Origin of the sequence: Nocardioides xinjiangensis (assembly GCF_017916385.1) — a bacterium.
GTDB lineage: Bacteria > Actinomycetota > Actinomycetes > Propionibacteriales > Nocardioidaceae > Nocardioides > Nocardioides xinjiangensis.
In genome coordinates, this window is sequence record NZ_JAFMSW010000001.1 from 649,230 (window position 1) to 661,904 (window position 12,675).

At 71.5% G+C, this 12,675-nt stretch carries 12 protein-coding genes; 5 read left to right on the forward strand and 7 right to left on the reverse strand.

Annotation, left to right across the window (positions count from 1 at the left end; all coding sequences use genetic code 11):
- Positions 1–4: 4 nt before the first annotated feature.
- Positions 5–604, reverse strand: a complete 600-nt coding sequence (locus J3P32_RS03095; RefSeq protein ID WP_210438387.1) for a mycothiol-dependent nitroreductase Rv2466c family protein — start codon at positions 602–604, stop codon at positions 5–7.
- Between the two features lie 77 nt (positions 605–681).
- Here J3P32_RS03095 and pepN point away from each other — a divergent pair, with 77 nt between their 5' ends.
- Positions 682–3,234: an aminopeptidase N gene (pepN, locus tag J3P32_RS03100; RefSeq protein WP_210438388.1), complete on the forward strand. Its 2,553-nt coding sequence runs from the start codon at positions 682–684 to the stop codon at positions 3,232–3,234.
- 385 nt (positions 3,235–3,619) lie between these two features.
- Here pepN and J3P32_RS03105 read toward each other — a convergent pair whose 3' ends face one another.
- Positions 3,620–4,003, reverse strand: a complete 384-nt coding sequence (locus J3P32_RS03105; RefSeq protein ID WP_210438389.1) for a DUF5130 family protein — start codon at positions 4,001–4,003, stop codon at positions 3,620–3,622.
- Entirely contained in the window at positions 3,990–4,364 is a 375-nt protein-coding gene (locus J3P32_RS03110; RefSeq protein ID WP_210438390.1) for a hypothetical protein, read from the reverse strand. Before J3P32_RS03110 ends, J3P32_RS03105 begins: the two co-directional genes overlap by 14 nt.
- A gap of 30 nt (positions 4,365–4,394) precedes the next feature.
- On the opposite strand from J3P32_RS03110, the gene J3P32_RS03115 reads away from it, so the two are divergent.
- Both J3P32_RS03115 and J3P32_RS03120 read left to right on the forward strand, forming a co-directional pair.
- Positions 4,395–5,459 (forward strand): mechanosensitive ion channel family protein, encoded by a 1,065-nt coding sequence (locus J3P32_RS03115; protein ID WP_210438391.1) that lies wholly within the window; start codon positions 4,395–4,397, stop codon positions 5,457–5,459.
- A 42-nt stretch (positions 5,460–5,501) separates the two neighbouring features.
- Positions 5,502–5,879, forward strand: coding sequence for a globin (locus J3P32_RS03120; RefSeq protein ID WP_210438392.1), 378 nt, complete (start codon positions 5,502–5,504; stop codon positions 5,877–5,879).
- Here the strand turns inward: J3P32_RS03120 and J3P32_RS03125 are convergent.
- Positions 5,863–6,735 carry an acyl-CoA thioesterase gene (locus J3P32_RS03125; protein WP_210438393.1) on the reverse strand — a complete coding sequence of 291 codons (873 nt, stop codon included), beginning with the start codon at positions 6,733–6,735 and terminating at the stop codon, positions 5,863–5,865. The genes J3P32_RS03120 and J3P32_RS03125 overlap by 17 nt on opposite strands.
- A 142-nt stretch (positions 6,736–6,877) precedes the next feature.
- Here J3P32_RS03125 and J3P32_RS03130 point away from each other — a divergent pair, with 142 nt between their 5' ends.
- A complete protein-coding gene (locus J3P32_RS03130; protein WP_210438394.1) occupies positions 6,878–8,092 on the forward strand; it encodes an acetyl-CoA C-acetyltransferase in 1,215 nt (404 codons plus the stop codon).
- Positions 8,093–8,127: 35 nt separating this feature from the next.
- Complete coding sequence (locus J3P32_RS03135; protein WP_210438395.1) at positions 8,128–8,622, forward strand: MarR family winged helix-turn-helix transcriptional regulator; 495 nt, start codon at positions 8,128–8,130, stop codon at positions 8,620–8,622.
- Positions 8,623–8,677: 55 nt separating this feature from the next.
- Here J3P32_RS03135 and ettA read toward each other — a convergent pair whose 3' ends face one another.
- The 3 genes from ettA to J3P32_RS03150 all read right to left on the reverse strand — a co-directional run bounded on the left by ettA (position 8,678) and on the right by J3P32_RS03150 (position 12,672).
- On the reverse strand, positions 8,678–10,360 hold the full coding sequence (gene ettA, locus J3P32_RS03140) for an energy-dependent translational throttle protein EttA (protein WP_210438396.1): 1,683 nt from the start codon (positions 10,358–10,360) through the stop codon (positions 8,678–8,680).
- A 69-nt stretch (positions 10,361–10,429) separates the two neighbouring features.
- Complete coding sequence (locus J3P32_RS03145) at positions 10,430–10,849, reverse strand: single-stranded DNA-binding protein (protein ID WP_210438397.1); 420 nt, start codon at positions 10,847–10,849, stop codon at positions 10,430–10,432.
- Positions 10,850–11,016: 167 nt separating this feature from the next.
- Positions 11,017–12,672, reverse strand: a complete 1,656-nt coding sequence (locus tag J3P32_RS03150; RefSeq protein ID WP_210438398.1) for a YfjP family GTPase — start codon at positions 12,670–12,672, stop codon at positions 11,017–11,019.
- Positions 12,673–12,675: the final 3 nt, after the last annotated feature.

A 12,675-nucleotide genomic window follows, 5' to 3' on the forward strand; every position in this document is an offset into this window, starting at 1 on the left:
GCTCTCAGCTGAAGTCGAGGTCGCCCGTGCGGCTGCGCTTGAGCTCGTAGAAGTAGGGGAACTTCGCGACCGCGACGGCGCCGTCCCACAGCTCGCCGGCCTCCTCGCCGCGCGGGATCCTGGACAGCACGGGACCGAAGAACGCCGAGCCGTTGATGTGGATGGTCGGGGTGCCGACGTCGTCGCCGACCGGGTCCATGCCCTCGTGGTGGCTCTTGGCCACCGCGTCGTCCAGCGACGCGTCGTCCCACGCCTCGATCAGCTCCGCCGGCAGCCCCACGTCGGCGAGCGAGGCGGCGACGGTCTCGCGCGAGAGCTCCTCGCCGTTGTTGTGACGGCGGGTGCCGATGGCGGTGTACCAGTCGCCGAGGGTCGCGTTGTCGTACAGCTCGGCGATCCGGATCGCGACGCGCACCGGCTTCTCGGTGCCCTGCAGCATCTCGCGGTAGTCGGCCGGGATGTCCTTGTCCTTGTTGAGGTAGGCCAGCGACATCACGTGCCACTGCACGTCGATGTCGCGGACCTGCTCGACCTCCCGGATCCAGCGCGAGGTGATCCAGGCGAACGGGCAGAGGGGGTCGAACCAGAGGTCAGCGGTAGCCATGACGACACAATCCCCCGCCGCGGCCGCCTATTCCCCCGGTGTGGGCCCGGCCACGCCGCCGGTGGCAGGATGCCCGCATGCCTGGAACCAACCTCACCCGGGACGAGGCCGCCACCCGCGCCGCCCTCCTGGACGTCGCGGCGTACACCGTCGACCTGGACCTGACGTCAGCCACCCGCTCCGAGGAGACCACCTTCGTCTCCACCACCACCGTGGAGTTCACCTGCCGCGAGCCCGGTGCCAGCACCTTCGCCGACCTGGTCGCCCCGAGCGTGCGCGAGATCACGCTCAACGGCCGCAGCCTCGACCCGGCCACGGCGTACGCCGACAGCCGCATCGCGCTCGACCACCTGGAGGCGACCAACACGCTGGTCGTCACCGCCGACTGCGCCTACTCCAACACCGGCGAGGGGCTGCACCGGTTCGTCGACCCGGCGGACGACAGGGTCTACCTCTACAGCCAGTTCGAGGTGCCGGACGCGCGCCGCGTGTTCACCACCTTCGAGCAGCCCGACCTCAAGGCCGTCTTCACCTTCAACGTCACCGCGCCCTCGCACTGGGTCGTGGTCTCGAACGCCGCCACCCCCGAGCCGACCGAGGCCGGCGACGGCGCCTCGCTGTGGCGCTTCCCGACCACGAAGCGGATGTCGACCTACATCACCGCGATCGTGGCCGGCGAGTACCACGGCGAGCACGACACCTACGAGGGCAAGTACGGCACCATCCCGCTCGGCCACTACTGCCGCCAGTCGCTCAAGGAGCACATGGACACCGGCGAGCTCGTGAAGCTGACCAAGCAGAGCTTCGCGTGGTTCGAGGAGCAGTTCGACTACCCCTACCCGTTCGGCAAGTACGACCAGCTCTACGTCCCCGAGTACAACGCCGGCGCGATGGAGAACGCCGGCTGCGTCACGCTGCGCGACGAGTACCTGCCCCGCAGCCGCCAGCCCCGGTCGTTCTTCGAGTTCCGCGCCTCGGTGATCACCCACGAGATGGCGCACATGTGGTTCGGCGACCTGGTGACGATGAAGTGGTGGGACGACCTCTGGCTGAACGAGTCGTTCGCCGAGTGGGCCTGCTACTGGTGCGAGGCCAACGCGACCGAGTTCACCGACGCGTGGACCGGCTTCGCGAACGCCCGCAAGCAGACCGGCTACCGCGCCGACCAGCTGCCCTCGACGCACCCCATCGCGGCCGACAACGTCGACCTGCACGCGGTCGAGGTCAACTTCGACATGATCACCTACGCCAAGGGCGCCTCGGTGCTCAAGCAGCTGGTGGCGTGGGTGGGCATCGAGCCGTTCCTCCAGGGCCTGCGCGCCTACTTCAAGGAGTGGGAGTACGGCAACCCGGAGTTCAAGGACCTGCTCGCCACGCTCGAGAAGGCCTCGGGCCGCGAGCTCCAGGGCTGGGCCCAGGAGTGGCTGCAGACCGCGGGCGTCAACACCCTCGCCCCGTCCTTCGAGGTCGGCGACGACGGCGCCTACACGTCGTTCTCGGTGACCCAGTCCGCCCCCGAGGAGTGGCCGACCCTGCGCCGCCACCGCCTCGGCATCGGCCTCTACGACCAGGTCGAGGGCCGCCTCGTGCGGCGCGACTACCTCGAGATCGACGTCGACGGGGCGAGCACCGACGTCCCCGACCTCGTCGGCGTGGCGCAGCCGGCGCTGCTCCTGCTCAACGACGAGGACCACGCCTACGCCAAGATCCGCCTCGACGACCGCTCCCTGGAGACGGCGATCGCCTCGCTCTCCACCTTCGAGGACTCGCTCCCCCGCGCGCTCGTGTGGGGTGCCGCGTGGGACATGACCCGCGACGGCGAGATGCGCACCCGCGACTGGGTGGACCTGGTGCTGGCGAACATCGGCCAGGAGACCGACGCCTGGGCCGTGACCCGCATCCCGGCCTCCACCGCGCTCGCGGTCGCCTTCTACAGCGATCCCGACCACCGTCGCGAGCTCAAGGCCACCTGGGAGTCCGGCTTGCGCGAGCTGCTGCTCGCGGCGGAGCCCGGCAGCGACCACCAGCTGACCTTCGCCCGGTCCTACGCCGGGGCCGCGCACAGCGACGTCGCGCTCGACGACCTCATCGGCCTGCTCGACGGCTCCTTCACCGTCGAGGGCCTGGCGATCGACCAGGACATGCGGTGGACGCTGATCACCGCGCTCGCGAGGTCCGGCCGCTTCGGCGACGCCGAGATCGACGCCGAGCTCGAGGTCGACAAGACGATCTCCGGCAAGGAGAAGGCCGCCGCTGCCCGCGCCTCCCAGCCCACCGCCGAGGCCAAGGAGGCGGCGTGGAACGCGCTCCTCGACCCGGCGACGGCCAACGAGACGTCGCGCGAGATCGCGTTCTCGATCTTCCGCTTCGGCCAGGAGGACGTCATCGCGCCCTACCTCGAGAAGTTCCTGGACGCCTCCGAGACGCTCGTCGACGTGCTGGGCTTCCACAAGGCGTCGGTGATCCTGGAGTACGGCTTCCCGAAGCCGCTCGGCTCGGAGGCGACGCTCGCGCGCCTCGACGAGTGGCTCGCCGGCAGCACCGCACCCAAGCAGGCGCAGCGCTACGTTGGCGAGGCGCGGGCGGAGATCGCGCGGGCGCTGACCGCCCAGAGGTTCGACGCCAGCTGACGAGTGGGCGCCGGTGTCCCGCGATCACGCGTCGAGTGGGCGCGGACGTCCCGCGATCACGCGTCGAGTGGGCGCGGACGTCCCGCGATGACGCGTCGAGTTGGCGCGAGTGTCCCGGCGAGACCGGGGCACTCGCGCCGACTCGGCGCCCCTCCGCGGCGCACTCGCGCCCACTCGGCGCCCCTCTGCGGCGCACTCGCGCCCACTCGGCGCCCCTCTGCGGCGCGCTCGCGCCCACTCAGCGCACCTCTGCAGCGCACTCGCGCCCACTCAGCGCTCCACCGCGGCGCACTCACGCCCACTCAGCGCACCTCTGCGGCGCACTCGCGCCCACTCAGCGCACCTTTGCAGCGCACTCGCGCCCACTCAGCGCCCCTCCAGAGCGTCAGGCGTGCAGCGTGTTCTGCGGGCGCGCGTGCTCGGCGAGCATCGCGATGCCGCGCTGGAGGCCGCCCAGCACGTTGCCGTCGGCGAACTCCGACGACATGGCGAGCACGGCGAGCTCGACCTCGCCGTCGGTGAGGTGGCGGCGGACCTCGCCGCCGGTGACGACCTCGATCACGCGGCGGGCGGGGTCGACCATCACGAGCACGCTGCGCGCGGGCGCCACGAGACGGTTGTGCAGGCGCGTGGCCCACGCGCGGGTGTCGTCGCCCTCGGCGGGACCGACGTAGACCGAGAACTCGAAGCGGCAGGACTGCTCGGCCAGGCGGATGGTCTTGTCGAGCGCCAGCCGGTCGGCCTCGCTCAACAGCTCACCAGCGGCCACTGGCGCCACCCGCTCGGGAGTCCTCGCCATCGGGCGCGGGGAGCTCGGCGACACCCTGGCGGGGGCCACCGATCCACTGGCCCTCGCCGGTGGAGTGGTCGGGGAGCAGCTTCTCGCCACGGACCATCGCCGGCAGGTAGACCGCCAGGACGATCAGCAGGAACAGCACGAGCGGCGCACCGACGTAGATGCCGAACGCGTGGAGCGCGTCGAGGTTGTTGACCTCGGTCGCGCCGCCCCACCCCTCGGGCACGTCGGCGTACGCCGGCGCGGTCAGCAGGGCCAGGGCCGGCGCGCTGGTCAGGACGAGGGCGCGGAGGCCCCGTCGCGTCGTTCGGGGGCGTCGGGCGTGCGTGCTCACGGCTACAAGGCTATCGCCATACTGGCGGGCATGCCTCACCCCCTCACCACCCCGATCCTCCACCTCGCCGAGCCCTCCGGGAGCGACACCGACTCCCTTGCCACGTGCTCGAGCGACGAGTGGCTCTGCAGCCGGGTCCTGGAGTGGACGGGCAACGAGAGGCTGGCCACCACGGTCGACTGGATCGTGGGCAAGCCCTCGGCCCTGGCGGGCCTCCTCCTCATCGGTCTCGTGGTCCGGTGGCTGCTGCACCGGCTGATCGACCGCATCATCAGGCGCGCCGAGTACGGCGTGCTGCCCGACCGCCTCACCCGCGCGATCACCGGCGGCCGGATGGGCGCCGCGCTGAACCTGCGCGACGACCCGGGCTACACCCGCCGGGTGCAGCGCGCGGCCACCATGGGCTCGCTGCTCAAGAGCATCGTCACCGGCGTGGTCTTCGCCGTCGTGGCGCTGATGTTCATCTCCGAGCTGGGCTACGACATCGCTCCCCTCATCGCGAGCGCAGGCATCATCGGCGTCGCCCTGGGCTTCGGCTCCCAGACGCTGGTGAAGGACTTCCTGTCCGGCATCTTCATGATCTTCGAGGACCAGTACGGCGTGGGCGACGTCGTCGACCTCGGTGAGGCCTCTGGCACCGTCGAGGCGGTGAGCCTGCGCGTCACCCGGCTGCGCGACGTCAACGGCACGGTCTGGTACGTGCGCAACGGCGAGATCCTGCGAGTGGGCAACATGAGCCAGAACTGGGCGCGCACGGTGCTCGACGTGACCGTCGGCTACACCGAGGACCTGGTCCACGTGCGCCGCGTGCTGGAGGAGGTCGCCCACGACCTCTGGGTGGATGAGGACTTCCAGGGCCTCATCATCGAGGAGCCCGAGGTGTGGGGCGTGGAGTCCCTGGGGGTCGACGGCATCGTCATCCGGGTGACCCTCAAGACCGCACCGATGGAGCAGTGGGGCGTGGCCCGGGCGATGCGCGAGAGGGTGAAGGCACGCTTCGAGGCCGAGGGCATCAACCTCGCCGTCGCCCAGCGGGTGATGTGGCAGGAGAGCGCCCCCTCGGCGGCCTCCGCCGAGTCCACCGAGAAGGCGTAGCCCCGGCCGAGGGTCGCTGGCGTCCTGCGGGACAATGGCAGCGTGACCACCACGTTCTACGACGAGATCGGCGGCGAGGAGACGATCCGCGCGATCGTGCACCGCTTCTACGCCGGGGTCGCCGAGGACGAGGTGCTGCGGCCGATGTACCCCGAGGAGGACCTCGGTCCCGCGGAGGAGCGGTTCGCGCTGTTCCTGATCCAGTACTGGGGCGGGCCCACGACCTACTCGGACAGCCGTGGGCACCCGCGGCTGCGGATGCGGCACGCGCCGTTCAAGGTGACGCCGGCGGCCTCCGAGCACTGGCTCCGGCACTTCCGCGCCGGCCTCGACTCCGTGGAGCTCACCGAGGAGCAGGACGCCCGGTTCTGGGACTACGTGACCCACGCGGCCCAGTTCATGGTCAACTCGATGGAGTGACGTCCGCGGAGCCGCCCGGCCCGATCCGCCGGAGCTCCTCCGGCACCGGCGCCGGCCGACCGGTGGCGCTGTCGACGCAGACGCCGACGACCCGCGCGCGGGCGAGGACCTGGTCGCCGTCCCGCACGACCGACTCGAACACCACCGAGGTGCTGCCGACGCGCGAGATCCACGTGCGGCAGTCGTAGGGCTCGGGCCGGAAGAGGATCGGCCGGCGGTAGTCCACGTCAGTCTGCGCGACCACGAGGTGCTGGCCCTCGCCGAGCTCGCGGCCGGTGGCGACCAGCAGCTGGATGCGGGCCTCCTGGAAGTACTCGAAGTACTTCACGTTGTTGACGTGGCCGTAGACGTCGACGTCGCTGAACCGGACGTGGACCGGGTAGTGCCCGCCGGGCACCTCGACGACGTCGGGGAGCGCGGGTGGTCGGACCGGCTCGTCGGGCTCGAGGAGCCGCGACAGCGCCTCACGCTCGGCGTCGCCCAGCCGGCGGGGCCGCTCGGCGCCGAAGACGTACGGCGTCAGGACGGTCCGCGCGCGGAGGAAGACGGTCCGCTCGCCGGCCTCGTCCTCCTCGAAGACCTCGTAGGCCATCGTGAAGCTCGCGCCGCGGATCTCGGTGACCCAGCACTCGATGGCCACCGGCTCGAAGCCGAACGTCAGCGAGGAGACGTAGGTGACCTCGTGCCGCACGACCACGACGCCCTCGGCCAGGTCCTCGGCGCGGCTGTCCGGCGCGTGGGTGCGGAACAGGTCGACCCGCGCCTCCTGGAGGTAGTCGACGTAGGTGACGTTGTTGACGTGGCCCAGCAGGTCGAGGTCGGCCCACCTCAGCGGACAGCGGTAGAGATGGCGCACGGCCCGATCGTCGCAGATCCCGCCGCGGGCGGCGATCGGTGCGGGCGCGGACGACCGGTGCGGTGGAGGCCGAGCGAGGCCGTGTCCGGCGCGGCGCTAGGGTGCGAGGAGACACCGAACCGACGAGTAACCGGAGTTCCCCATGCCCGAGGCAGTGATCGTTTCCGCAGCGCGCTCCCCGATCGGCCGCGCCAACAAGGGCTCGCTCAAGGACTTCCGCCCCGACGACCTCACCGCCCTGGTGGTGCGGGCCGCTTTGGAGAAGATCCCGGCGCTCGACCCCGCGGCCATCGAGGACCTCCTGCTCGGCTGTGGCCTGCCGGGCGGCGAGTCGGGCAACAACATGGCCCGCGTCGTGACGACCCTCCTCGGCCTCGAGGTGCCCGGCGCCACCGTCACCCGCTACTGCTCCTCGTCGGTGCAGACCACCCGGATGGCCTTCCACGCCATCAAGGCCGGCGAGGGCGACATCTTCGTCTCGGCCGGCGTCGAGACGGTGTCGCGCTTCGCCAAGGGCACCTCCGACCACCTGCCCGGCACGCGCAACCCGCTCTTCGACGACGCGGGCGCACGTACCCAGGAGTACGCCGAGGGCGGCCGGGACTGGCACGACCCGCGCGAGGACGGGCAGCTGCCGGACATCTACATCGCGATGGGCCAGACGGCGGAGAACGTCGCCCGGCTGCGCGGCCTGGACCGTCGCGAGCTCGACGAGTTCGCGGTGCGCTCGCAGAACCTCGCCGAGAAGGCGATCGCCGACGGCTTCTGGGAGCGCGAGATCACCCCGGTGACGCTGCCGGACGGCACCGTCGTGGGCAAGGACGACGGTCCGCGCGCCGGGGTGACCTACGAGGGCATCGCCGGGCTGGACCCCGTGTTCCGACCCGACGGCGTGGTGACGGCCGGCAACTGCTGCCCCCTGAACGACGGAGCGGCTGCGGTCGTCGTGATGTCGGACACGAAGGCCGCGGAGCTGGGCCTGACCCCGCTCGCACGCATCGTCTCGACCGGCGTCTCGGGGCTGTCGCCCGAGATCATGGGCCTCGGGCCCGTCGAGGCGACGCGCAACGCGCTGAAGTACGCCGGGATGAGCATCGACGACATCGACCTGGTCGAGATCAACGAGGCGTTCGCGGCTCAGGTGGTGCCGTCGTACCAGGACCTCGGCATCGACGTCGACCGCCTCAACGTCAACGGCGGCGCGATCGCGGTCGGCCACCCGTTCGGCATGACCGGCGCCCGGCTGCAGAACACCATGCTCAACAGCCTCGACTGGCACGACAAGTCGACCGGCCTCATCACCATGTGCGTCGGTGGCGGGCAGGGCATGGCGATGATCCTCGAGCGGCTCTCCTGAGCGGTACTGGCGCGTCCCGCACTAGGCTGGCCGACATGACCACGACGGGCGAGCCGCGCTGGCTCGACGACGACCAGCAGCACTCGTGGCGTGCCCTCATGATGGGCATGACCCTGCTCGAGGAGCGCCTCGACGACGACCTGCGGCGCGAGTTCGGCATGTCGCTGACGGAGTACGAGGTGCTCGTGCGGCTCTCCGAGCGTCCGGGCCGCGCCATGCGGATGGCCCAGCTGGCCGACGCCATGGCGCACTCGCGCAGCCGCGTCACCCACACGGTCGCCCGCATGGAGGCCATCGGCTACGTCTCGCGCGGCACCACGCCCGAGGACGGGCGCGGTGTGGTGGCGACGATGACGGACAAGGGCTACGACCTGCTCGTGCGCGCGGCTCCGTGCCACGTGGAGAGCGTGCGCCGCAACCTGCTCGACCTCGTCACGCCCGAGGACTTCGCCGCCGTCGGCCGGGTGTTCGACCGGGTCGCCGACCACCTGGTCACCCGCCACCCCGAGAGCGAGATCCGCACCAGCTGACCGCGCGCCGCGCACGGCCACCCGGGCGGTCCCGCGGACTGTTCGAGGCCGTCGCTCAGTCGCGCGTCAGGCGGCGGTGCGTGACCCGGTGCGGGCGCGCGGCGTCGATCCCGAGGCGCTCGACCTTGTTCTCCTCGTAGGACGCGAAGTTGCCCTCGAACCAGAACCACTTCGCCGGGTCCTCGTCGTCGCCCTCCCACGCCAGGATGTGGGTGGCCACGCGGTCGAGGAACCACCGGTCGTGCGAGGTGACCACGGCACAGCCGGGGAACTCGAGCAGCGCGTCCTCGAGCGAGGACAGCGTCTCGACGTCGAGGTCGTTGGTGGGCTCGTCGAGGAGCAGCAGGTTGCCGCCCATCTTGAGGGTCAGGGCCAGGTTGAGCCGGTTGCGCTCACCGCCGGAGAGCACGCCCGCCTTCTTCTGCTGGTCGGGACCCTTGAAGCCGAACGACGCGACGTAGGCGCGGCTGTTCATCTCGAAGTTGGCGACCTTGATGAAGTCCAGCCCGTCGGAGACGACCTCCCAGACGTTCTTCTGCGGGTCGATGCCGCCGCGGCTCTGGTCCACGTAGGACAGCTTGACCGTCTGCCCCACGGTGAGCTTGCCCTCGTCGGGCTCCTCGGAGCCGGTGATCATGCGGAAGAGGGTGGTCTTGCCGACGCCGTTGGGACCGATCACGCCGACGATGCCGGCGCGGGGGAGCTTGAACGACAGGTCGTGCATGAGGGTGCGGCCCTCGAAGCCCTTCTCCAGGTCCTCGGCCTCCAGCACGACGTCACCGAGGCGCGGCCCCGCCGGGATGTTGATCTCCGAGGTGTCGATCTTGCGCATCCGGTCGGCCTCGGCCGCCATCTCCTCGTAGCGCGCCAGGCGCGACTTGCTCTTCGCCTGCCGGGCCTTGGGGTTGGAGCGGACCCACTCCAGCTCCTTCTCGAGCATCTTGGCGCGCTTGGCGTCCTTGAGGCCCTCGACCTTCAGGCGCTCGCGCTTGGTCTCCAGGTAGGTGGAGTAGTTGCCCTCGTAGCCGTGGATCTTGCCGCGGTCGACCTCGGCGATCCACTCGGCGACGTTGTCGAGGAAGTAGCGGTCGTGGGTGATCGCCATGACAGCGCCCGGGTAGGTCTTGAGGTGGCCCTCGAGCCACTGCACCGACTCGGCGTCGAGGTGGTTGGTCGGCTCGTCGAGCAGCAGCAGGTCGGGCTGCTCGAGCAGCAGCTTGCACAGCGCGACGCGGCGGCGCTCACCACCGGAGAGGTTGTCGACGAGGGCGTCCGGCGGAGGGCAGCGCAGGGCGTCCATGGCCTGGTCGAGGCGGCTGTCGAGGTCCCACGCGCCGGCGTTGTCGAGCTCGGTCTGCAGGTCGCCCGTCTCGAGCATCAGCGCGTCCTGGTCGGCGTCGGGGTCGCCCATCTCCATGTAGGCGTCCTCGAGGCGCTTCATCTTCGCCTTGAGGTCCGCGACCGCCTCCTCGACGTTCTCCAGCACGGTCTTGCCCTCGGTGAGCGGCGGCTCCTGCTGCAGCATGCCGACCGTCGCCTCGGGGTCCTTGATCGCGTCGCCGTTGTTGGCGTGCTCGAGGCCGGCCATGATCTTGAACAACGTGGACTTGCCGGCTCCGTTGGGTCCGACGACACCGATCTTGGCGCCGTGGAGGAACGAGAGGGTGACGTTGTCGAGGACGACCTTGTCACCGTGGGCCTTGCGCACGTTGCGCAGCGTGAAGACGTACTCAGCCATGCGGGCGAGCCTACGGGGAACCGCACCCCGGCCGACAATCGCACCGCGGCGGCCGCCGGGCAGCGCCCGTCATGCCGCGCGCTGCCCGGCGGCCGGTGCCGCGCCACCCGCCGGCGCGGGGCCCTCCACCTGCTCGGCCACCGACCTCGCGAACGTGCTCGTGCCGTGGGTCAGGTCGTGGCCGACGGCGGACGCGACGACCTCGAAGGAGGTCTGCTGCTTGCCGTCACGCTCCCACACGTCGGCCACCAGCCTGCCGTGGACGACGACGGGGTCACCGGTGCTGAGCGAGGCGGCGACGTGGCGGGCGAGCCGGTTCCAGGCCTTGACGGTGTGCCACGAGGTCGCGCCCGTGACCCACTCGCCGTCGCGGTAGCGGCTGGGCCTGCACGCCACGCGGAACGAGGCCACGGCGCGACCCTCGGCGAGCTCGCGCAGCGTCACGTCGCCGCCGACACGGCCGGTCAGCGTGATCTGGGTGTCGTACATCGGTGTCTCCTGGGGTCGGCGGCGGTGGGTCCGCCGCGATGACCCAAGGCTCGACATGCCGGCCGACAGCGGGGCGCCCGAGCGCGGGGCGCCTGTGGAGGACCTGCTGACGGCGCGGGCTGTGGACGCTTCCGGGCCGAACGGCGCCGGGGCTCCGGGCGGAGCGATCAGCGCAGCGCGGCTGACAGCCCCTGGCGCACCTCGGCGTAGGAGGCGATCTCGGCCTGGATGGGCGCGACGACCAGCTCGGCGGAGACCTCCGAGATCGCGTCGCGCAACCGCTTGTCGGCGGTCCGGGCCCGCTTCCTCGCCGTCGCGGCGACGAGCCAGCGGCTCACGAGGGCCAGCAGCAGGCCGAGGAGGATCCCGCCGAGCAGCAGGAGGGTCGGCAGGGGGAAGCCGGCGACCTCGGGCGTCGGGGGCTCGGGCAGCCGGGCGTAGGACCCGAGCGCGAGCAGGGCCAGCCAGCCCGCGCCGACGACCGCGGAGAGGATCAGGACGTACTGCAGCACGCGCACCAGGTTCGCCCACACCGGGATCCTCGTGGCGCCGAGCTCGGTCGTGGCGACCGCTCGGTCGAGGCGGTCGCCGAGGTCGGGCAGCCGCGAGACCGAGGCGGCGCGGACGGCGGCCGCCCACGACGGGGCCATGCCCTCCCCGACCTGGTCGGCCAGGGCACGGACCTCGGTGTCGACGCGAGCGCGCTGCACGCCGGTCGCCTTCGGGACCGAGGTGCGCGCGGCGCCCGTGAGCTCCTTGCCGGCGGCGCCGAGGTCGAGGTGCAGCCGCTTCAGCGGGTCGGGCTTGAGCCGGGAGAACCACGCGGTGACCGGCCAGCCGGTGGCGCGGTTGGCACGCAGCCGCGTGGAGTCGGCGACGGCCTTGACCACCGTGGGCACGCCCGCCGCGTCCGCGAAGGCGTCGTCGAGGGCCGCGACGCGCTCCTTCGACAGGGTCGGCGCCTTGCTGGTGCCGACCGCCGCCTCGAGGCGCTCGGCCGCGGAGCGCACGTCGGCCTCGAGGCGTGACCGGGTCACCTTCTTCTGCGCGACGCGCTCGGCGATCATGCCGCGCAGCTCGTCGATGCCCCATCCCTGCCGGGCGCTGACCGGCAGCACCGGGACGCCGGCCAGCCCGTCGGCCTCGAGCAGCCGGCGGACGTCCTCCACCATGCTGGCGCGGCGGTCCTCCGGCACGGTGTCGATGTGGTTGAGCACCACGAGCATCACGTCGCGGTGCCCGGCGAGCGGCCTGAGGAAGCGGTCGTGGATGGCGGCGTCGGCGTACTTCTGCGGGTCGAGGACCCACACGAGCATGTCGGCGAGCTGGACCAGCCGGTCGACCTCGAGGTGGTGGGAGACCTCGGTGGAGTCGTGGTCGGGCAGGTCGAGGAGCACGACGCCGCGCAGGTCGACGTCCTCGTCGGCCTGGGAGAGCATCGAGTCGCGGGTGACCTGGTGGCGGCCCGGGATGCCGAGCCACTCGAGCAGCTCCTCGGCGCCCTGCTTGCCCCACACGACGGCCGTCGCCCACGAGGTGGTGGGCCGGCGGACGCCGACGGCGGCCAGCTCGAGCCCGCTGAGCGCGTTGAAGGTCGAGGACTTGCCGGATCCGGTCGCCCCGGCGAGGGCGACCACGGTGTGGTCGGCGGAGAGCTTGAGGCGGCTCGCGGCGCGGGAGGCGACGGCCACGGCGTCGTCGACGACGGCGTCGTCGACGCGACCCCGGGCACCGGCGGCGGCGCGCTCGAGTCCTTCGACGCGGGCGCCGATGTCAGAGCTCCTGGTGACCAGCTTCTTGGCCCCTTCGAGCAACGACGTCATGGC